23 protein-coding genes, 3 tRNA genes and 1 pseudogene are annotated in these 20,009 nt (G+C 46.0%); 12 read left to right on the top strand and 15 right to left on the bottom strand.

Annotated elements, in window-relative coordinates; all coding sequences use genetic code 11:
- Positions 1-46: 46 nt before the first annotated feature.
- The 4 genes from I8H75_05340 to I8H75_05325 all read left to right on the top strand — a co-directional run bounded on the left by I8H75_05340 (position 47) and on the right by I8H75_05325 (position 3,090).
- On the top strand, positions 47-739 hold the full coding sequence (locus tag I8H75_05340; protein MBH2006743.1) for an FHA domain-containing protein: 693 nt from the start codon (positions 47-49) through the stop codon (positions 737-739).
- 312 nt (positions 740-1,051) lie between these two features.
- Complete coding sequence (locus I8H75_05335; GenBank protein MBH2006742.1) at positions 1,052-1,192, top strand: hypothetical protein; 141 nt, start codon at positions 1,052-1,054, stop codon at positions 1,190-1,192.
- 289 nt (positions 1,193-1,481) lie between these two features.
- The gene (locus I8H75_05330) at positions 1,482-2,909 is read left to right on the top strand and encodes a DUF1566 domain-containing protein (GenBank protein MBH2006741.1); all 1,428 of its coding nucleotides are present in this window, start codon (positions 1,482-1,484) and stop codon (positions 2,907-2,909) included.
- A 105-nt stretch (positions 2,910-3,014) separates the two neighbouring features.
- A tRNA-Ala gene (locus I8H75_05325) sits at positions 3,015-3,090 on the top strand.
- Between the two features lie 2 nt (positions 3,091-3,092).
- Here the strand turns inward: I8H75_05325 and ruvC are convergent.
- The 10 genes and pseudogenes from ruvC to I8H75_05275 all read right to left on the bottom strand — a co-directional run bounded on the left by ruvC (position 3,093) and on the right by I8H75_05275 (position 12,057).
- Positions 3,093-3,659, bottom strand: a complete 567-nt coding sequence (ruvC, locus tag I8H75_05320) for a crossover junction endodeoxyribonuclease RuvC (GenBank protein MBH2006740.1) — start codon at positions 3,657-3,659, stop codon at positions 3,093-3,095.
- Between the two features lie 55 nt (positions 3,660-3,714).
- A complete protein-coding gene (locus I8H75_05315) occupies positions 3,715-4,857 on the bottom strand; it encodes a chloride channel protein (protein ID MBH2006739.1) in 1,143 nt (380 codons plus the stop codon).
- 90 nt (positions 4,858-4,947) lie between these two features.
- Entirely contained in the window at positions 4,948-5,670 is a 723-nt protein-coding gene (locus tag I8H75_05310; GenBank protein ID MBH2006738.1) for a PspA/IM30 family protein, read from the bottom strand.
- Positions 5,671-5,690: 20 nt separating this feature from the next.
- Positions 5,691-6,713, bottom strand: coding sequence for an FAD-dependent oxidoreductase (locus I8H75_05305; protein ID MBH2006737.1), 1,023 nt, complete (start codon positions 6,711-6,713; stop codon positions 5,691-5,693).
- Between the two features lie 175 nt (positions 6,714-6,888).
- Positions 6,889-7,236, bottom strand: a complete 348-nt coding sequence (locus I8H75_05300) for a helix-turn-helix domain-containing protein (protein ID MBH2006736.1) — start codon at positions 7,234-7,236, stop codon at positions 6,889-6,891.
- Between the two features lie 67 nt (positions 7,237-7,303).
- A complete protein-coding gene (locus I8H75_05295) occupies positions 7,304-7,615 on the bottom strand; it encodes a transposase (GenBank protein ID MBH2006735.1) in 312 nt (103 codons plus the stop codon).
- Between the two features lie 33 nt (positions 7,616-7,648).
- Complete coding sequence (locus tag I8H75_05290) at positions 7,649-8,554, bottom strand: hypothetical protein (protein MBH2006734.1); 906 nt, start codon at positions 8,552-8,554, stop codon at positions 7,649-7,651.
- Between the two features lie 70 nt (positions 8,555-8,624).
- Positions 8,625-10,052 (bottom strand): hypothetical protein, encoded by a 1,428-nt coding sequence (locus I8H75_05285; protein ID MBH2006733.1) that lies wholly within the window; start codon positions 10,050-10,052, stop codon positions 8,625-8,627.
- Positions 10,053-10,983: 931 nt separating this feature from the next.
- Complete coding sequence (locus I8H75_05280) at positions 10,984-11,229, bottom strand: hypothetical protein (protein ID MBH2006732.1); 246 nt, start codon at positions 11,227-11,229, stop codon at positions 10,984-10,986.
- 78 nt (positions 11,230-11,307) lie between these two features.
- Positions 11,308-12,057, bottom strand: a pseudogene (locus I8H75_05275) (IS5 family transposase).
- A gap of 499 nt (positions 12,058-12,556) precedes the next feature.
- Here I8H75_05275 and I8H75_05270 point away from each other — a divergent pair.
- Entirely contained in the window at positions 12,557-12,919 is a 363-nt protein-coding gene (locus tag I8H75_05270) for a hypothetical protein (GenBank protein ID MBH2006731.1), read from the top strand.
- A 281-nt stretch (positions 12,920-13,200) separates the two neighbouring features.
- Positions 13,201-13,803: a DUF1566 domain-containing protein gene (locus tag I8H75_05265; protein ID MBH2006730.1), complete on the top strand. Its 603-nt coding sequence runs from the start codon at positions 13,201-13,203 to the stop codon at positions 13,801-13,803.
- Positions 13,804-13,908: 105 nt separating this feature from the next.
- Here the strand turns inward: I8H75_05265 and I8H75_05260 are convergent, their stop codons facing one another.
- The 5 genes from I8H75_05260 to I8H75_05240 all read right to left on the bottom strand — a co-directional run bounded on the left by I8H75_05260 (position 13,909) and on the right by I8H75_05240 (position 15,669).
- Positions 13,909-14,052 carry a hypothetical protein gene (locus I8H75_05260; GenBank protein MBH2006729.1) on the bottom strand — a complete coding sequence of 48 codons (144 nt, stop codon included), beginning with the start codon at positions 14,050-14,052 and terminating at the stop codon, positions 13,909-13,911.
- Positions 14,053-14,486: 434 nt separating this feature from the next.
- Positions 14,487-14,563 (bottom strand) — tRNA-Arg (locus tag I8H75_05255).
- Between the two features lie 15 nt (positions 14,564-14,578).
- Positions 14,579-14,655 (bottom strand) — tRNA-Pro (locus I8H75_05250).
- Between the two features lie 11 nt (positions 14,656-14,666).
- Positions 14,667-15,074: a HEAT repeat domain-containing protein gene (locus I8H75_05245; protein ID MBH2006728.1), complete on the bottom strand. Its 408-nt coding sequence runs from the start codon at positions 15,072-15,074 to the stop codon at positions 14,667-14,669.
- On the bottom strand, positions 15,067-15,669 hold the full coding sequence (locus I8H75_05240) for an RNA polymerase sigma factor (protein ID MBH2006727.1): 603 nt from the start codon (positions 15,667-15,669) through the stop codon (positions 15,067-15,069). Before I8H75_05240 ends, I8H75_05245 begins: the two co-directional genes overlap by 8 nt.
- A gap of 125 nt (positions 15,670-15,794) precedes the next feature.
- Here I8H75_05240 and rpsN point away from each other — a divergent pair, with 125 nt between their 5' ends.
- From rpsN to I8H75_05210, 6 genes are all read left to right on the top strand, one after another.
- On the top strand, positions 15,795-16,100 hold the full coding sequence (rpsN, locus tag I8H75_05235; GenBank protein MBH2006726.1) for a 30S ribosomal protein S14: 306 nt from the start codon (positions 15,795-15,797) through the stop codon (positions 16,098-16,100).
- A 51-nt stretch (positions 16,101-16,151) separates the two neighbouring features.
- Positions 16,152-16,883, top strand: a complete 732-nt coding sequence (locus I8H75_05230; GenBank protein ID MBH2006725.1) for a hypothetical protein — start codon at positions 16,152-16,154, stop codon at positions 16,881-16,883.
- Between the two features lie 170 nt (positions 16,884-17,053).
- Positions 17,054-17,221: a helix-hairpin-helix domain-containing protein gene (locus I8H75_05225; GenBank protein MBH2006724.1), complete on the top strand. Its 168-nt coding sequence runs from the start codon at positions 17,054-17,056 to the stop codon at positions 17,219-17,221.
- Positions 17,222-17,230: 9 nt separating this feature from the next.
- Complete coding sequence (locus I8H75_05220; GenBank protein MBH2006723.1) at positions 17,231-18,244, top strand: hypothetical protein; 1,014 nt, start codon at positions 17,231-17,233, stop codon at positions 18,242-18,244.
- Positions 18,241-19,485, top strand: coding sequence for a phosphopyruvate hydratase (eno, locus tag I8H75_05215; protein ID MBH2006722.1), 1,245 nt, complete (start codon positions 18,241-18,243; stop codon positions 19,483-19,485). The genes I8H75_05220 and eno overlap by 4 nt, the downstream gene beginning before the upstream one ends.
- The gene (locus I8H75_05210; protein MBH2006721.1) at positions 19,482-20,006 is read left to right on the top strand and encodes a hypothetical protein; all 525 of its coding nucleotides are present in this window, start codon (positions 19,482-19,484) and stop codon (positions 20,004-20,006) included. The genes eno and I8H75_05210 overlap by 4 nt, the downstream gene beginning before the upstream one ends.
- The last annotated feature ends 3 nt before the right edge of the window (positions 20,007-20,009 follow it).

Genomic DNA, 20,009 nt, shown 5'->3' with positions numbered 1-20,009 from the left:
ACCGTGATTAAAAGACTCGCTTAGTAGGTTTCAATAAAGTTAGAACATGGACGAAGCAACACGGACTCAGGCAATCCATACCAAGCCAGCGTTTTTAGTCGACGGCTCGCGTCACGAACTGCCGATTGGGCTTTATCGAGTGGGGAGAGATCCTCAAAGTCATCTCGTTTTATCCGATACGAGCTTGAGCCGTCTTCACTTTGTGGTGGATGTATCCCCGCATCAGGCTCAGCTGATCGACGTTGGGTCTTCGAATGGTACCTTTGTGAATCGCAAAAAGGTTCGAAGCATTTGGCTGAAAAACGGTGATCGGATTCGGATTGGGGATCACAGTTTACTTTTTTCCGCTCCTTTGTTTCCTGCGAGCCGCCTTGAAAATTCGGGCATCGCAGAAGCAACAACCGGGCCTGATTTAAAATCAAGTGGGAATATCGGCATTGTCTCAATGCTGGCTTTGATGGTAGCAGGGGCCAGTTTGTTTTTGCAATTGTTAAACCGAGAGCAATTTATGCAACGACAGGAAGCTCCGTTTCGATGGAAGCATCGAAAGGCTAAGCCGGCAACGCAGTCTTTTGCTAAAACGTTGGATGAGCAATGGTTGGAAGCCCTGAAAGATTTTAAAGACGGGGACGAAGAAAAAGCCTGTGCATCGGTCCGTGACCTGTTAAAGACCCTGACGAAAGAGAGCCTTCTGAAACTCAAGGCACAGTCGTTTTACGAACGAAAGTGTCGCTTGTGATGTCTTTTTTGCAATGGCCCTTTGAACGCCTTGACTCTTCTATTGCCGTGCCAGACAATCTGTATTTCGTCAAAGCAGAGTGAAATTCGCATAATAAGCAATCCAAAAGATTATTCTTAGATCTGAAGCATGTTTTCGGTAGAATTTTTGAAAATCCGATTGATTTTACTTATCTTGCGATCTAGAGAATAGTTTGTTTTCCATTTTTTGGAATAATTTAAGTGAGTTTTGTGTATAAAAATATTGGTTCCTTTCTGTTTTGTGCTGTTTGCTGAACGAGTTCATGCTCAAAACTCAACACAGGACTCTCTTGTGCCAATATTGCTTGTTTTGACCAAAGATGTTGAAGCCACGAATGGAAAAATTACCACGCTTGGTGTTGAACTCCGAGCGGAGATGAGAGAAGGTTTCGCAAAGGTTGATCAAGGATACGAACTTATTCCTCAAAAATGATATTCAGCGTGCGGATGCGCAATGAAATGAAACAAGATCATTTTTCAATAGTTACATTGAGCGTGCCGATAAGCGAGCTGAAGAAACAGATAGACGAGTGGATGAACGACTCATTGCTTTAGAAGCTCATTGGTCTAACCATTTGTCCAAAGCCTTTCTTGAGAATCCTTTAACCTATCTTTCAGGGTCGCACTAATCCTTGACTTATCCAAGTATTTACAATCCTAACATAGAAGCATAGGGAATAGGTTTCCAATTGCTTCATCAATGAGAGGAGAGTATTTGTGTTATGAATCTAATCTTTGCTTCTATCTTTTTTGTTCTTGCCCTATCTCCAAATTTACTAGCTTGGAATTTGTTGGGGCGTCGCCCTGTCTGGTTGCAAGATGCTCGAACTGAAGCGATGCGAATCGGTCAACAGATCCGAGACAGCGTTCAGGAGGTGAAGCCTCTTTTGCTGAGTTCGGCTTGGGTGCCGCTGACTCGCATCGGCGATGACTACATCGAACAGATGGCTCAACGGCGCAAGCGCATGAAAGAATTGCGGCAAGAGATTCAGAGACTGAGCCAGATAGGCAAATCTTCAGAGGCTTTGGCGGCTGAAGAGGAGCTTTTGCGATTGATCGAGCTGGGCGCCTTACCCGAAAAGCTTCAGAAGACAGGAGCTTGGAAGGCTAGATTGGATCTAACGCAGCCAGCAGTGGGTGAGCTATTTTCGCCTGCTGCTAAGGGTCCTCACTCGGTGCCGAACCTGCATCTGGTTCCTGGCATGAGTGAGCCATCGGCTCCGTCAAAGTCTTTAGTTGTAGAGATGCATCAAGCCTCTCAAGTCGAACCAGAGACTTCGACCAAAGGGACCTCAGACCATGCCGCCGCTCATGTCACTCGTACGGAGGCGATATCGGTGGATCCGCTTAAACAGGCAAGAAGCTGGTACCTTGGACCACGGGAGTCCAATGAGGTGCCTGCCCTCGAATGGGAACTTGATCGAAAGGGTCTGAAAAGAATGACTTTTGAAGAGGCGCAAGCTTACGCAACGAGTCGTTCGGCAGAAGGGTGGCGATTGCCGACGATTTGGGAATTGAAGGGGCTTGATTTGCAGCGTCGTGTGTTGGGAGAAGATGAGGATAAAGGAGGGTACTGGTCCGAAACAGGGGTCGTCGGTTATGAGGGCGCTCGTTGGTATCTCGAGGCTGGTGCTGTTCGCAGTAGCAGTGCTAATGTTTCAGAAGCTTTTCGAGTTCGCTTAGTGCGCGCTATCGTTCTAATGGAAGCTTCGAACGCGAGGGGAGTCGCTCATGTGGCTCAGACTCAGCCAATATCCGTGGATCCGCTCAGACGAGCAGATGGCTGGTATACGGGGCCGCGTGAGCCCATGGAAGTACCTGCCCTAGAGTGGGAATTGGATGGGAGGAATTTGAAAGGAATGAATTCTGAAGAGGCGGAGGCTTATGCAACGAGCCGCTCAGCAGCAGGGTGGCGATTGCCGACGATTTGGGAGTTAGAAGCGCTCTATCAGCAACGCACTGTGCTAGGGAAAAATGACGATCAGGCGTGGTATTGGTCCGACACGTTTGTTATTGGCGAAGATGGCGTTCGTTGGTACTGTGATTTTGAGAATGGTGATGTTGGCGACGATAACGACTACAACCTCGGTCGAGTTCGCTTAGTGCGTGGGGCTAGCGAAGAATTTTGCCAAAACCACCCTAATTCTTGACCGTTTCGGCTTTTTTCCAAACAGGGAGCATAACCTTGCGATTGAATTCTTCGTGATTGGGTCTTGATTGCAAGTGAAAAACAAAGTAGGAGGGACACTGCTTGTGGGGTCATAGCTCAGCTGGGAGAGCGCATGAATGGCATTCATGAGGTCGGCGGTTCGATCCCGCCTGGCTCCACCAAACTAAGCAACCAAACCCTGAGATTTTGCAAGTTCGTACAAGCCTTTTCGAATGGAGGTCTTTGGGGGCTGATCCGTCAGTGCAAGGCTCGCGTTTACTGGAAAATGGATGTAAGTCAGTGCAAGTGCCAGCGCATCCGAGGCATCTTCCGCGGGTCTTTTAGGGAGCTTCAGCAAGACCCGGACCATTTCTCCCATCTGCAATTTGGTTGCGTTTCCTTGGCCGGTAATGATTTGCTTGACGCGTCGTGCGGCAATGCTGGTGACCGGGGTGCGATGAAGACCCAAAACCGCAAGGACGGCGCCGCGGGCCTGTCCGAGAATTAACGCTGAACGGGCGTGATCACCAACAAACACGTCTTCCAAAACGGCTCGGTCGGGCTTGTACTCGTTGAGTACTTCTTGCAGGCGAAAACTCAGTTCCGACAGACGAGCGGGGAGTTCTGTTGATAAATCCAGCCGAAGCACTTGATGGTGGAGCACAACCACATTGCGAGTCTGAGCGTGGTGCTCTAAAATACCAATTCCAACCTTTCTGGAACCTGGATCGATTCCAACAATGCGCGTCATGAAAGGTCAGCTTAACATAGATAGCCAGTTCAGAGAACAAGCCTTAAGGTGTCTGTTATCTCAAGTATTGACGGCTTAGTGGTACGCTAAGCGTGACAATGGCCAGAGGGAATAGCATTTCCAGCCGTGTATCGGTAAACTCCAGCGCCATGACGAGCGCTGTCAGGGGTAAATTTTGAGAGGCTGCTAAAAAACCGCAAGCGCAGACCAGTGCAAATGCATGAATGGAACTGCCTGGCCAAAGATGAAGCCAGGCACTTCCCAGGATTCCTCCGAAGAGGGCACCGTTGGCGAACGCAGGGGTTAAGTTTCCTCCTTGTGCGCCCGCGTAGCTTGCGGATAATGGGGCTAAAACGCGAAGCAACACCAGACCTAAACTGTAGAAAAAACCGATATGACTGTCAAATTCAAGCTCCGCAGGGCTTTTTCCGTTGCCGAGTACCGATGGATAGTAGGTTGATAGCCCACCGAGCAAAGTGAAAAACAGGAGACAAAGAGGAACGGTTTTCCAATCATCCCGAGCGTTTTGAGAGCACCAATCGCTGGCCTTGGCAAATAGTTTTCCCAGTTGAAATACGATCGGCGAAAATACGAGCGCAAATCCCATTAAGGATGCAGACAGCGAAACCGATGGGAAACGGTAAGCCGGTTCATCTCCGAGCAAAAGATAGGAAACGTGGACAGCGATCACGGATAGTAAAACAGCCACGAGCAAATAAGAGATTTTCCATTTTTTATGTATTGCTTCGATGGAGAAGAGTGCTCCTGAAAGAGGAATATTGTAGACGGCGGCAAGAGCCGCTCCAGCAGCACAAGAGTGAAGAAAGCTCGCTTTTTCTGCTTCAATATCAAAACGTTTCGTGAGAATTTCCGAGAATAATAAGCCGAGCTCTCGAGGTGCTTTCTCTCGACCTAAAGGAGAGCCCATGCCTACGGTGACAATCTGCAGAAGAATATCGATTAAGCGAAAGCGCTTAAAGAGCCACCAGCCCACTCCGGCTAAAAGGCTGCAAATAAACATCGTGATGATGCGATGTTCGGGAGTTGCTTGCTCCACTCCGTAAAGAAATGAACCTGAATCGTAAGCATAGGATTTATGCTGAACGAAACGCAAAAGCAGAGCTAACCCACCTCCTGCGAGTCCCGAAGCTATGCCGATGCAAAAAGCAGCGGCGACATCGCGTAACTGAATCGACACTCATTAGGGTCTCACTCAAGGCCTAAAACGTTCAAATTGAAGCTTTGCTTCGTCATCGATATCGATGACGTCTTTGCGTGGCTAAGATCTTTATTTATCTCGAACCTCTGCTCTTTCCAGCTGCTTAATTTCTGGAGTGGCAGAGAGAATTCCCATTTTTGCTTTGAGTTGCAACAAAGCGTTGCTGGTTTTAACGGGTTCGAGCTTTTTAAATTCGTTCAAAAGAGGATCGTGTCCGATTTCACCGGCAAGTTCCGAGGTGGCTTCTGCTTCGGCCTCCATTTGATTAATCTTTTCTTCCATCCGAGCCATGGTGTCGAGTGCGCTATTTCGACCGAGTCCGGTCATGGTTTCTGTAATCGTTCTCTGGGCTTCCGCTCTTCTGGCACGGGCAATCAAAAGATTCTTTTGGCGTTTAGCATCAACAATGCGTTGATTCAGCCCAGAAAGAGCTTCTCTCAATTGATCAACCGATTGTTTTTGAGCACGCCAATTTTCTTCAAAACCGGCGGCAAGCTTGAGGTGCTCGGCTTGTCGCTCGAGCGCTTGAGAGGCTAAGCCATCGTTGTCTTGTTGCACGGCGAGCATGGCTCGCTGCTCCCAGTCTTCGGCATTCTGCTTTTCTTGTTCGTATTGCTGAATCAGCCGTCTTTCATCCGCGATGGCAATCGCAACCTGACGTTTGGCCGTCATCAATTGCTCTTGCATATCCAATAGAGTCTGATTCAGCATTTTTTCGGGATCTTCTGCTTTTCCAATCCAGTAGTTGAGCTGAGACTTAAGCATTGTCCAAAATCGTTGAAGTAATCCCATCTGTGTCTTATCTCACTGAGTCAATTGGATTTCAATATCTTTTCCGATAGCTCTTTGGCTCTCAAGACACAGTCTGAGATTCCCACTCCATGGTAAGGACTTCCCGCAATTTGAAAGCCGTGCGGCAGCATGCTTTCGATTTGCGCGACTTGCTCAAAATGATTTTCTGGATATTGGGGATTGGCATAAGTCAAAGAAAAATTTCGAACCAAGCAAGGAGCTGCGGAGGGCTCAAAAACGGACTCGAAATCTCGTTGAGCTCGTTGAGCGTCAGATTTCGTAAAGACTCGGAATAAAAGGGTGTCGGTAGGACAGCGATCGTTAAATTTGGTGGATGTGAATGTAACGGCGCTGAAAGCCTGATGTTCAGCCGCTGGGACAATGAGTCCAAAAGCGTCCAAGGGTTTTCGAAAGGCGGATTTTGGGTAGGCAAGATACAGTGAGTGGGTGTGAGTGGTTTCCAGGAATGACCAATCGACCCCCAATAATCGCGCGGTCTCAGCGGCAGGTAGCGTTGAAACGATCCGACGAGCGCAGAAGGAAGCTCCAGAACGGCAATGAATGATTGATTGATCGAGAGCATAGCTTGTGACCGCTTCGTTTAAGTGCAAACGCGCTCCCAGTTCTCGAGCCAATGCGTCTGTCCACGTTTGCATGCCTTTTTTGAAACTCAAAAATGCGTTTGGGTTCACTCCAGAGCGCAGACGATTGCCTAGAAACTCGGTGACGGATTTGTCTTCATGGTTTGAAACGATCCATTGGCCGTTTTTAAGAACATATACACGCCGCTGATCCTCGTTGCTCTCGATGAGTTCGGATTGAAGGCCGAGTTCGAGAGCAAGATTGAGCCCCCATGGTTTTTGATTCATAAAGCAATCGGGTCCTAACTCTAAAAGAAAAGACCCTGCTTGAATGGTTTGGATGACTCCACCGGGCAAGGATTTTGCTTCTAAGACGCGAACCGAGCACTGATCCTTGAGAAAATAGGCGAGAGCCAGGCCTGTGATTCCCGCTCCCAGCACGACAACATCACATTTTTCCATTTCACGTAGCTGTTGTCACGAACGAAGTCGGCTCACAACCCGTATGGGTCGGTGAAGATCGCCCCCCTTTGCTTCGGCGGGGATTGCGGTTGAACCCAGACACTATCTAAAGGCCATAACTTATTTTGCCGGGGATCGCTGCGGCTGCATCTCACGGATACAAATCATCGGCTTTCTAAGAACGCATTTCTTTTTCCAACTGCTCAATAGGGTGTTCACGACGAAGCTCTAAGATACGAGTTCTGAGCTCATGAGGTACTTTCGTTTTCCGCAAAGAGCAGGGACGTCGGCTCTTCGGGATCAACGATTGAAGATTGGCCGTCTTTCGAGCCTTCCAACGATAGAGAGTGGCTTTGGAGACTCCAACAATCTGAGCGGCATCTCCACTGGAAAGCCTTTTGCAAAGAGCTCGCTCGAAACGTTCTAAAGCATTCCATCTTTTCAGAGCCACTGGATTATTAGGGCTTATGCGAAGCTTGTTTATCTGATAGGTCTGGTGACCGTGTAGGTGTTTCATCTGCATAAAAGAGGCTCCTTTTGGTTTGTGTTCATAACTTCCAAATAGAGCTTCTTTTTTTATTCCGCTAGTCTCACAGGTGTTCGAACCTGGTCAGCATCAAACGAAGGGTATCGTGCAATTTCTTTAAAAAACCGACTTTTTCCCAGCGGCGAAAATTCTCGTAAACCGAGTCCCAAGGGGAATCATGTGGCAAGAGACGCCACTGGCATCCTGTTCGAGTAATATAGAATATGGCATCGAGCATGCTCCGTCTTGAGTGCTTGCAAGGCCGCCCACCATGAAGATGAAGCTCTTGAAAGAGCTTCAAAACTACGGCCCATTGTTTTCGGTCATATCGATCGGATAATCGCGTTTCATACGAACTGTTGATCACGATCAACATTTTTGTCAATTGGGTATCTCAATAGCCTCTAAACTATTGAACATCAACCGGAACCGAATTTAGGGGAACAGCACTGCCTGCAACAGGAATAGCTGATTTTTGATAAGATTTATATAAAAAGAAAGCCCCTATAAATCCTGCCAATGCCGTGCTAGCACCCATAACTACTGAACCAAAATTATAAACAGATTTTTTATTATCGAAATAGAGAAGAGCACCAAGCTCGCCGAGCCAACCAAGTGGGGCTCCAATAGCTCCACCTCCTATGAAGCCTGTTAGTGCCCAAGATATTGCACCCCATTTTTCTGTTTTTAGTAACTTATCCTCTTTTAACGAATCAAAAGCCTGTCTTGAAACGCCAACACTTCCGAGCACACCAGCAGCACCTATCCAAGTATTCAGCCAGTCAATAACGTAGTCTCGCGAATCTTGAAACTGAAAGACATTCACAACGAATGTAGCATTTACGCTGGCTGTTCCATTACTTGCAATTACTGCAAAGGGATATACTCCCAGGTGAGAAGAATTTTTCGGAGCAAAGCTCACATAATAAGGCTGGAGCTTGTTTTGCTGAGTAACCCAGCCAGATGCCTGATTTACAGTCCATCCAGGGATTGGATGCCAGTTGTTGTCACATAAAACCAGCGTATAACTAAGAGGTTGTCCCTGATTCGAATTGAAATCGCTTTGAGGACTTGAAAAATAATTATTAAAGCAGATAAAATCTTGAGACAGTGTATCAACTTTAACATTTAAATTCACTGGATCAATAGCTGTCGTTTGACTAATAGAATCGTCAACCTCAGGAAACTTCAGACACGTTACTGAAGGACGAGGAGCAAAATCAGGATGAGGAGAGCGAGGAGGTTGTGCCAATACCCCATAAACGCCTAATAAAAAAGAAACAAAAGCACCGTTTGAAAAACGAAAAATCAACATAAATTATCCTCCAATAAGAATCAAAAAAGTAACCAAAAATATAGACTTGATACCGATGTCTAAATTATACTTAAATGCGCTGAAATCCATCTGATAAGGAAATTCTCGATTTCCACTGAAAAATAGCAACTCCTGCAGCAGTAGCTACAAGCCCTCCGCCTAAAAACCAATACCAGTTGCACTCGAAAAATCCACTGGCTCCTTCACAAGAATTAGTTCCTCTAGTGAGTATCAGAGCTTGAATGATCTGATTAGCTGTGTTCTCGGAAATTGTGTCTCCAGATTCCTCTAGCATATTTTCATATACCAACTGTATCTCAGGATCTGTAATTGGGGTCCACGCGTTTGTTGTTAAATTAAAGACCTCTAGAGTTGTCAAAGGGGCAAAAAACCCTTGAGTTCCATTTATGGGAGCCGACCGAGTCAACATACTGGAGTCATAGCGGTATACATACTGGCTATCATGAGCCACACTTAATGATTCATCATTGTTAAGAAAGAGTGGTGCTGTTGTTGGATCTGGCTGTGGAATGATTCCCTTCGCTATCCGATTCATAGCAAAAAGATATACGATCATCTGTGCCGCATTACCACGTGCAACTACAGAAGCTGCATCTGGCTGCCCTGCTAATGCTCGCGTCTTTTCGTACATCCCATGCGCATATTCTTTCGGGCAATCCATTCCACCGTCCATCACGTTAGAAAAATGCACTTGCATTTCAGCTAAAATTGAGTCATCGGCATTTTGATATAAAATTCCACCATGAACACCAACGTACCCAGTTTTGTAAGGAGCCTCATTAAATTTATTGCTGAAAATTATTTTTCCTGGAAAGTTTTTGTTCAATAAACTCACCACTTGAGCCATTTGCGTCGGAGTATTGACAATAATTGTGCCTCTTAATGCATCACTAACCCACTGCACGGGATTCGTACGACCTGCATCTGTCATGCGTTGTATTTTATCTTCAAGACTATTTAACGACTTCATCGCAAATTGATCTCCAGGACCAAACGAGACTTGAGCTCCTGGAACTTGAGAAGAAATGTTACGAAACATTGTCGTAAATTCATTAACATTGCGTTCTGCTGCCGAAAAAAGATCTGAAGCAGTGTTATAAGAAGCTGAATTTTTCCAAAAAGCAGCTTCTGAAAAGCTATCTAAAGTAGGTGATACTGTTCCTAATAAAATCTGTATATCGCTTCTATTTCCAGACCATTGAGTGTAAATAAGTTCAATATTGGCAGGGACGAAATAGCCGGTCTGATTGTCATTTTTTCCATCATAGAAGGAATAAAATTTATTAAGATCTGTAAAAAAATTGAGATATAATTCTATATCTTCACGATGAGCAGACAAATTTCCATCCGCCATGTTATTTAAATTATTCTGCATTCTTGAATTTTTTGCTAAAACCGGAGACAAACAAACAGAACCTAAAAAAAGAAAGTTCGCAAGATCCTTTAAAAATTTCCTACAGCTGATCTCAAATACCATAAATATCTCCACCACAAAAATCCAACAAGCCACTTACACATTGACTCAACCTATACGAAGGAAACTATCGTATTTCAGCAAATCAAATCTCTAAAAACGAAACTTCTACTTTCAACTTACTCCTTTGCAGTTTCAATGGCAAATTAATTCTCATCTAACGAGGAGAACTGGATGTTATTTGATCGGGTTCTAGAATTAGATTGGAAAGAGAAGAAAATGACCCAATTCGTTGAAAAATGAATATTTGCATGGAATAGGACACAGAAATTTCGACGTAAAATTGATTATTTACATAGAATATAAACAATTATAAAAACGTCTATAATCGTTTATGAAAGAAATATTTGCTCTGGTAAACTGAATGGCATCTGTAAAATCTGAAATCGTTCGAGCTTCTAACTGCCGAATATCGGAGAGAATCCACTTGTCCGGCTTAATAAACCTCTACAACTCTTTGGCGAATGTCTGCTGACAATGGTGCTTGCATCTATTGGCATGCTCCTGGGTGATTCCCTCAAATTAATATTCGATGCTTGAATGGTCTTGATATTTTCGTTCATGAGGATCAGAATCTGAGAAATAAGCAGCTAATCAACAAATGTCCTCCCAATGCTCATTTGGTTAGCCAATTTATTGAAGCCATCGTTGGAGAAGAGCCTACATGTCAGACAAGCGTTATCCTTTTTCAACGTGGTTAAGAGGGTCTCATGCACTCAGCAGAACTCGGGGTCAATACCATAACTTCTCGATTAGATTGAGATCCGGATGATAGGGCGGCAAGAACAAAAGTTTTGCTCCCGCTCGCTGTGGCGTTCGATAGCGAAAATGGCTTTTTTTCGAGTCATATTTAGCCAGGTAAGTGTGTCATCAATGATACTCTTGCTCATCGGCGTAATTATGTAATGGCCGAATATTCAGCAGCCAATTCAGTTTAGAATGGCATCTGGATTTTGTTCAAGAAGGCTTGAAGAATTATTTCTCCGATTTCACCCATGCGTCTTTTTGCTCCTCTGCCTCTTGGGAGTGCCTGTGGGTTACCTCGCTCTCGTGTGCTTCTGAGCCATCTGCCAAGTGTTGCCGTGCCAACTTTAAAAAGCTTGCAAAGCCCTTCTCTGTTTCCACGTCCAGAACTATATGCTTCAACTGCGGCCAATCTTAAATCAAGTGAATAACCCATCTGAAACCCTCTCAAGTTTCATAGATCAGACTTCACTGATCGCGTCAATTCGGAACCGCTCTAGCGCGTGTCCTCATTTCATTGTCCTAACTTCAACCCAATCATCGAACAGGCCAATAAACAATTGCCCGGTAGTTTCGAGGTAATTTCTCAACCGAGTCGCAATACCTCTCAAGTGCTTCCGTCTCGCGAATAAATTTTCAACAAGATGGCGGTGCTTGTACAAATGCGAGTCAAATTCTGGATTTGGTTTTATACTGTTCGAACGGCGCGGAATGATCGGTATTGCACTTCGATTTCGGATATGTTGCCGAATTTCATCTGAATAGCCCTTATCAGCAATTACGTTCTCGGCTCCATAGGCCTGGTTGATGATTTTATGGGCGACGGTTGCGTCTTGTGCTTCACCCCCAGTGATTTCAAAATCGATTGGATTTCCATGTGCATCGGCGGCCAAATGAATCTTTGTGGTAAGTCCTCCTCTCAAAAGTCCAATCGCTCGTTTGGCACCGTGCTGAACTCCGCTCGCATGCTGGTGAGCGCGGATGTCACTTCCATCGATGAATACCCACTCCGGATCAATTCCGCCTCGCAGGACAAAAAAAATGCTTCCCAAAGCCCTTTGGAGGCCCATCGATTGAAGCGGTTAAATGCGGTTTTCCAGGCGAAAAATTCTTGAGGGACATCGCGCCACGGTCCCCCAGTTCGAAGCTTCCATAGAATAGCTTCCATGACATTGCGTCCATTCTTAGATTGATAACAACCTTTTTCTTTGAGAACGGTTTGTCATTGATGCCAGGTTGAATCGGTTAAAAATCGACGAGCCATGTAGAAATCCTCGAATTTCCATAGAATCAGAGTCTCAAACCTTTGTCGATTGCGGTTCTTGCACGATATTTCGAACGGATACGAAACTTAGCCTCCAATTTTAGCCAAACTCAAATTGAGGACACACTCTAGGAAAATGAAATGAGGACACGCCTTAGTGACTGGGCAAGTTGTAAATCTGTTGATGTTTGGTATGTTGATTTGGAGTTTGGTTTGACCGTGCAGGGCCCCTTGACACTGGTTTCGTTTTCGTGTCCCGTTAGTAGCCTGTTTTTAGATAAAGGAGTTGAAAAACATGAGATGTTTTAATTTTTTCTGTCGTTCTGTTGTACTAAAGTTGAAAGAATGGAGCGCGAGTAATGTGATTCAAAGAGGTATTTTCTTGTTTCTTGTTTCACCTTTAGTTTTTGGTCAGATGATGGGGAGCAGTGGAGTTGGTATGATATTTGGTGTGCCAAGAGGAGAATTAAATTTTCAGAGCTCAGTCAGGACCTTAGCAATGCGAGTAAATCCGCTAGAAGATCTCGGTGATTGGTATACAGGTCCTCGAGAGCTCGAAGTTCCAACTCTTGAGTGGGAGTTAAATCAGGCCGGTTCGGCAATGATGAGCTTTGAAGAGGCTCAGGCTTATGCAGCCAGTCGAGCTGCTGAGGGTTGGCGATTGCCAACACTTTGGGAGTTAGAGGCGCTTTATCGCCAGAGAGATGTGTTGAACGAAGATTTTGATGACGGTTTGGAAGAGAGTTTATTAGCCAATAGCTTTTGGTCAACAACAGAAGTTATGATGAACATATCTGGTACATTGATTTTGGAGTTGAATCTGATCATGAAGAACGTGTTGATAATGGCTCTCGTGAGCTAAATTTACGTGTTCGATTAGTCCGCTCTTGAGTCAGATAAATGATTAAAATAATATGAGATATTAAATTTTTTCTTTTTTGAGTTCTGTAGCTGTATGGTCGGAGTCTTTTAGGCCTTGGCTAATTGCAGCTTATGGTGACGCGGCCAATCAAACAGACCGTTATCAAATTGGAAACGATAATACGGTTATTGATGCTTATGCAAATTTAATTTTAGAAGCTGGATTTTTAAAGATATCTACTGTAAATTTGGCTAATAAAAACTGCGTGAGTTTGTTTAAAAATGGCTATTTCAGACTGGCGAGTACCAACGGTGCATGAGGTTCAGTCTTTGCTCGATTATGTTAATGCACCTGCTATTAACGAGAATTATTTCACTTCACTTTCAAGTAACGAGAGCGTGCTTGTTATTTCTTCCTCCAGTCTTCAGCCTACTGATCAGGTGCTAGTCGTTCAGCCGCAAACGCGATCAATATCTTCGCACTATCCCGGAGATATGAATGTTCGTTGTGTTCGTGGTCCCCAAAGAACTGCTCCGCTCGAACGCTATACGAAATTTCGGTATGCTGATGAGAAATTTGTAAAGGATCAGGCAACAGGTATCGGTTGGATGACACAGAGTTCGAATTCTTATGCGTTCTGTAATTCCGCTGCTTATCTTTCTCAGGTGTGGACACCGACCATCAAAGCAGTTTTTTCTCTTTTTAATCAGAGTAATCCCCCTTTGATAGACGAGGCTATGTTGCAGGTGAAAACGGTTTTTTTCAGGCAGCACAAGATTCTAGACTGGTTATTTTTGAGAAAAATACCTCATTTTGACCAATTCAAGCTACGAGAGAATAAACCGCCCCTAGATCCCAAAAAAGGAGATTACCAGCCAGAATAGATTGTGGCACACCCTCAGCTGCCGTTGTACCGATGCTCCGGTAGGATTTTCAAATACAAAACCTTCAAAGCTCTCCAGCATAAAAAACTTAAAAACAGCCCGCACCTATTCCCATGAAACGCGATAGCTCTTCGCAGACGCTTTCGCTCGTTGAAAGCTTTTATCCGATAGCTCTGAAAGCTGATCAATCAGAAACGCCAGCAACATCAGTAAACCGAGATTGTGATGGTTTGGTTGAAAGGCAGTCATCCAAAGGTAATAGCGTTTGTCTATGGAACCGCTACAATGGCAGCTTCCTGTTCTGGGCGCAAAACAGTGGATAGACGCTTTTTAGGACCCATCGAAACATCTTCTACAGAATCTTGCCTCTTTCATTTGGCAATCGTCTTAACGTTCGGACAGTATCGGCTTGCAGGCGGTGCTAGGCTCGTTTAACTATTTTGTGTCTCTCGACGCACCGCCTTTGCTGTTCTGGCGCATCCATGAAATACTTGTCCCATATTGTCTCCCAAGTTGCTTTGGGCACACCACAGACACCATTCAGGGACAAAACACTAATCGGCTTTCTTTGTGTACGGGTTCAGGCATCTGAAACTGAAAGGGCCACCACTTGGATGCCCAAGCCTCTTGCATCATGAGCAATGATGATGTTTCAGTGATACAAGCTCTAGCAAAGGGTCATTTGGTGCGCCCTACACGACTTGAACGTGTGACCCCCGGCTTAGAAGGCCGGTGCTCTATCCAGCTGAGCTAAGGGCGCTCGAGAATACAAAGTTGGTCGGGGTGACAGGATTTGAACTTGCGACATCCTGCTCCCAAAGCAGGCGCTCTACCAAGCTGAGCTACACCCCGACAATGCCCTCTTATGCACCATCTTGGCGTTCTAAGCAAGACAAAGCTTCTTGGGCGGCATGGCGAACGTTTTCATCTGGATGCCCGTTCGCCAGCACAAATAACCAGGGAAGGGCTCTTGGGCTCTTAAATTGTCTGGCCGCTAAAATCGCTTGAATACGCAGTGCAGGAGATTTTCCTTCGGAGTAAGCAATAACCGCATCAAGTGCTTTGGGATCTCCCAAGCGAGTCAGAATAACGAGCGCTTTTCGAGCTTTATGAGAGTCTGCGCTTTGCAGTTGCTGGATCAGTTCTGGAAGATCGTGAGCATTTGAGGAACGGTGGCAACTCCCTGCGAGAATAAGTGCAATGAGAAAAAAAGCGAGTGTGATGGTTTTTGCTAAAGAGAAAGCCGGGTTGATATGTCTTGAATTAGTCACCGAGTAACTCTTTATAGTGCGAATTGGAGTGGATTGCATGAATAAATTCGCGTCGAGCATGAAATAGACGGGTACGAACCGTGGCGTCTGGAATTTGAAGAGCACCGGCAATTTCAGGGGCCGTCATTCCTTGAACATCGGACATCATGATTACTGTTTTTTTCTTTTCGCTGAGGCGGTTTAAAATTTCATCTACGGCTTTGCGTTGAGCCCTTTGATGGAATTTTTGCTCCAGGCCAGGTTCAGAATCTCGCCACAAAAATTCGGTGTATCGATCCGGATGAACACGACTGTCTTCCCGGTGCAATTTAATTTTGTTGGTTTTTCTGAGAAGACTTAAACAGGTATGGATCGCGATTCGAGTCAGCCAAGTTGAAAAAAGCGAACGTCTTTCAAATCGATGCAAAGAACGCCAGGCTTCCATGAAGACTTGTTGAGTGGCATCTTCTGAATCTCCGTTCCCATTCAACATGCGCGCACAAAATGCTTGAATCTGCCCTTGGTATCTTCGATACAAAACAGCAAAGGCTCCTTCATCTCCCTCTGCGGCACGATCCAGTAATGTCTCTTCATGATTTTGTTGACCTGTTTGCATGGCTTTTGGTTATTGTGAGCTCAGGGCTATTTTGGCGGAGCAGGATTTGCCGGTTGCTTATCTCTCTTGCCATCTGGATTTCATTGAGCTAGGATCACCATCTCATTTAGGAGTAATGGATATACATGGCACGTACTTGTCAGCTGGCACGCGAGGAAAAGCGCGAAAAATTGATTCGTTTGAACAACGAGAAGCGTCAAGCTTTGAAGGTTGCTCAAATCAATCCGAATTTGTCGGACGAGGAGAGGCTCGCTGCGCGATTGAAGCTCAATAAATTGCCACGTGACTCCTCTCCATCGAGACTTACCCGTCGTTGTCAGGCGACAGGAGCTTCGAGAGCGGTCTACCGAAAATTTAAACTCAATCGAATTGCTTTCCGTGAGATGGCTCTAGCCGGACTTTTACCGGGTGTTACCAAGTCCAGTTGGTGATCCGGCAAATAGCGGATGACTTCATCGCAAGCAGGGATTAGAATGTGCGTCATGCGTTTAAGAGCGTTGGCCATTCTATCTCTGCTTTCTTCTTTTTCATCCTTTGCTGCGATCCAAGGGTCAGACCGCATCGCCTCAGAAAGTTCTGTTGATTCGTTTCGCACACTTCATCTAAAACCGAAGCCACAGCACGCTGAAAGTACGCTTCGTTTACCAGCTCCTTTCATCCTTAAAAACCGCTGGGGTTTGCGTTTAACTGGATTGGGCGGTGGCTATCTGAGCGCTGTAGACAACGCGGCAAATCGTTCCTCGGCTGACTTGGCACGGATCGACGTGATGCCGGCCAATCAAAAAACAATTTCAGATTATTCGAAGTATTTGAGTGCGGGCTGGTTCGTGCCCATTCAGCTTGAGCTGACGTATGCTCCTGTGTTTAATTTTGAACTCATTTTCGGAGGGCGTTATGGTTTTTCGGGAGTTTGCCTGAACGCAGATCCTTCGTTGCTCGATTCTTTCGCTCTTGCATTGGGGGGTCGCTATTATTTTGGAGCCGAGGAGCGGGTACGAGCTTATATGGGTTCACAGATTGCGGTGAATCTCTTGGATTATTTCCGACTGGATATCACTTCGTCGGTTGGATTCTTGTTTAACTTATCCCGCCATATCGCTTTCTTTGTAGAAAGCCATACGAACCTTGCAGGTCTTTACAACGGCGACTACGATACGGGAAAAGGTCTGCAACTGACTTGGGGCCTGGGAACCGGATTGCATCTGCGCTTCTAGCCAAAACCAGGTTGAATCTTTTCAGGCCGACCTCTCGTTTCAAATATCCTCATAAAGCCCCTGCATGGGTAATCGGGTGTCTGCTGTTGGCTGGTATAGGCCAGTTCTCACGCGAGCAATTAGCTCCGCTTCCGACCCCATCGGTACCTTTGATTGAGATTAATGCAGCGATGTTGGAAGATCTGATGCGAGTCCCTCGCATATCCTTAAAAACCGCCAAAGCAATCTTACAATTTCGGAATAAAAGAGGGGGAATTCGCTGTTTCAATGATTTGGAGGAAATTTCGGGCGTCGGTCCTAAAATGATTGAACGCTTAAAGCTTCGATTTAGAATTTGAGGTTTTAGAATGCTGAAGGGGTGGCTTGCAACCTGCTTAATTTCAGGTTTAGTCCAGGCAAAAGCTCACTACGAAGTTGGAATATGCGGTATTTCTCGTACGCTGGAGCAAGTTGAATTGGCTTTGTATTCAAACGAGCAAGTTTTTCTCAAAAATTGTTCCGAACCCAAGCTGGATGCTCGTATTCGAATGAAGTTTGACCTTTTGGAAGCGCGCACTCAAGAAGGTCGAACTCTGCTGACTCAGCGCGTGACGCTCAAGAACAAAGAGGCGGTACCGAGTCAATTTGTTCGTGAATTGATCAAAATACTCTCCATGGATAAAAAGCCACCTCGAGAACTTGGCACCCCTGCTGTTTTATTGGAGCACACCTCGATTAAGGAGCAGCCAGAAGAAAAAGCCTCAGAGATTCCGATTCCGAGTGAGGCGCTGCTGCCTTTAAGCTCTGGATCTATTTTATCCGTTCATCAATCCTGGAAGATCGAAGGAACAAGTTCTGCGAGTTTGGAACGTTGGAACGATCAGTTATCAACCAAACTGTATCCAGGCTTTCAATTGGATTTGCAGTTTCAATGGCAGCCTAGACTTCGCTTGAACAGTGGATTCTCGTTCGGTTCTTCGGCTTTTCAGGTTCGCCAAGAGCAAGTTTGGAACCAGCAATACCGCTATACTTTCAACGCGGTTTACCCATTTTCATGGCATTCGGGAGTGTTTGTGGGGCCTAAACTCGGCTACTTCTATTGGGGTTCTCGAAGCCGTCACGCTTCGATTCCTTCGTTTAATCGGCATGATCTGCAGCTTGGTTTGGAAGTGGGAGCTCGGATCATGGGTGAAAAATGGGAATTTAAATTGCAGGCCAATGCATTGCCGATTTTACGAGGCCTTGAGGGGTCTTTTCAAACACGCTACTCTTTTGTCCCTGGATGGTCGATTATCTTGAAAGCCGATCAAATCGCGATCTGGAAATCCAAGTCCCCCGTGACCTATACTTCGATTGCTTTTGGTTTAGGAGCTTCGCTATGAGTTTTAAAATTGTTGATTTACAAGCCCTTGAGATTTTGGACAGCCGAGGCTTTCCAACGGTTCGGGTCAAAGTCTTTCTCGAAGAGGGTTCGATCGGTGTATTTTCAGTCCCATCCGGTGCTTCTACCGGCGAGCACGAAGCACTCGAGCTGCGCGATCAAGACCCAGGACGGTATTTCGGGAAAGGGGTTCAAAAAGCCTTAAGCCATCTAAACGGCGAAATTCGCACTGCTTGCATCGGGTTGGATGCTCGCGATCAAGAAGCCGTGGATCAGCGATTGTTGAATCTGGACGGCACCCCCAACAAATCTCGATTGGGCGCGAACTCGATTTTGGGAGCTTCCTTAGCCAGTGCTCGTGCAGCCGCTGAGGCTCAACGATTGCCGTTGTATCGTACCTTGGGCTCTTGGGCTCCTCGCATGCCGGTGCCTTTGATGAACATCCTGAACGGAGGAGCGCACGCGGACAACGCGTTGGATGTCCAAGAGTTCATGATTGTTCCGCATGGCTTTTCCTCTTTTAAAGAGGCTTTGCGCGCGGGAGCCGAGGTTTTTCAGGTTTTAAAGAAAATATTGAAAGCAAGAGGCCTGAGCATCTCGGTTGGGGACGAGGGTGGGTTCGCTCCCCAAGTGGGTTCGAGTGTGGAAGCTTTATCGCTGGTGTTAGAAGCCATCGAAGAAGCCGGCTATGTACCTCAATCGCAAATATCCTTAGCCCTGGATGTCGCGGCAAGCGAATTTTACAACCGCCAAACGGGCCTGTATCAATTTCGTGAGCTGGGGAATGTGGATCGTTCGTTCATGATTTCCTATTGGCTGAATCTTTGCCAGCAGTTTCCCATTATCAGCCTGGAGGACCCGCTCGATGAAAACGATTGGGAGGGATGGTCGGAATTAACTGAGCGGATGCCAAGCTCGTTGCAGCTTGTGGGAGACGATCTCTTTGTGACCAACCCTCAGATTCTCTCCAGAGGGATTGAACAAAAAGTTGCCAATGCGATCTTGATTAAGTTAAACCAAATAGGAACGCTGACCGAGACTTTGCAGGCGATTCAGATGGCCAATCGAGCCGGTTATCGTCATATTGTGTCCCATCGTTCAGGAGAAACGGAAGATACCACCATCGCCGATCTGGCGGTGGGAACGGCTGCGGCCTATATCAAAACCGGATCCTTGTGCAGAAGCGAACGAATTGCTAAATACAACCGTTTGCTAGAGATTGAAGAGGAGTTCAGAGAATGAAACGTTTGGTGCTTTGCAGTTTGTTGGCTTTTTCCGCTTGGTCTTATGAATATAAACCCGGAGATTGGTTGCTTCATGCCGTTTTGGGTCGTTCGGTCACTTTTGTGAGGGATGATGCCACGACGATTGGGCAGAATATTCTGGCTGGGTTGGAAGGAGAATACATGCTTTCTCCCAGATGGAGTGTGACCGCCGCGATACGTCCTACTTTTGGAGAATCGGCTGTTCTCTTTGGCTTGGGAGTTGGGGGCAAATATCGATGGATTCATGCACAGACACCTCTGGTCCCATTCGCGGCTTTCGCGCTAACCCCGTCTTTCTACATTCCAACCGTGGATGGTTTTAAAGGGCATTTCAATCTAGGCTTTCGACCCAGTGGGGGCTTCGAATATTTTGTCTCTCGAGACCTCAGTCTGGGCCTTGAAGCCGCGCTAACCCCAAGCTTTGTGTTCGGCGGTAATACTCGGAATACGCTGGAAGCGTCGATCGAAGTATTGGCCGGGGCTACTTGGCGGATTTAGCCT

Source organism: Myxococcaceae bacterium, from assembly GCA_016000045.1.
Lineage (GTDB): Bacteria > Myxococcota > UBA727 > UBA727 > JABDBI01 > AER2-1.
This window is presented reverse-complemented; position numbering and strand designations above follow the sequence as displayed.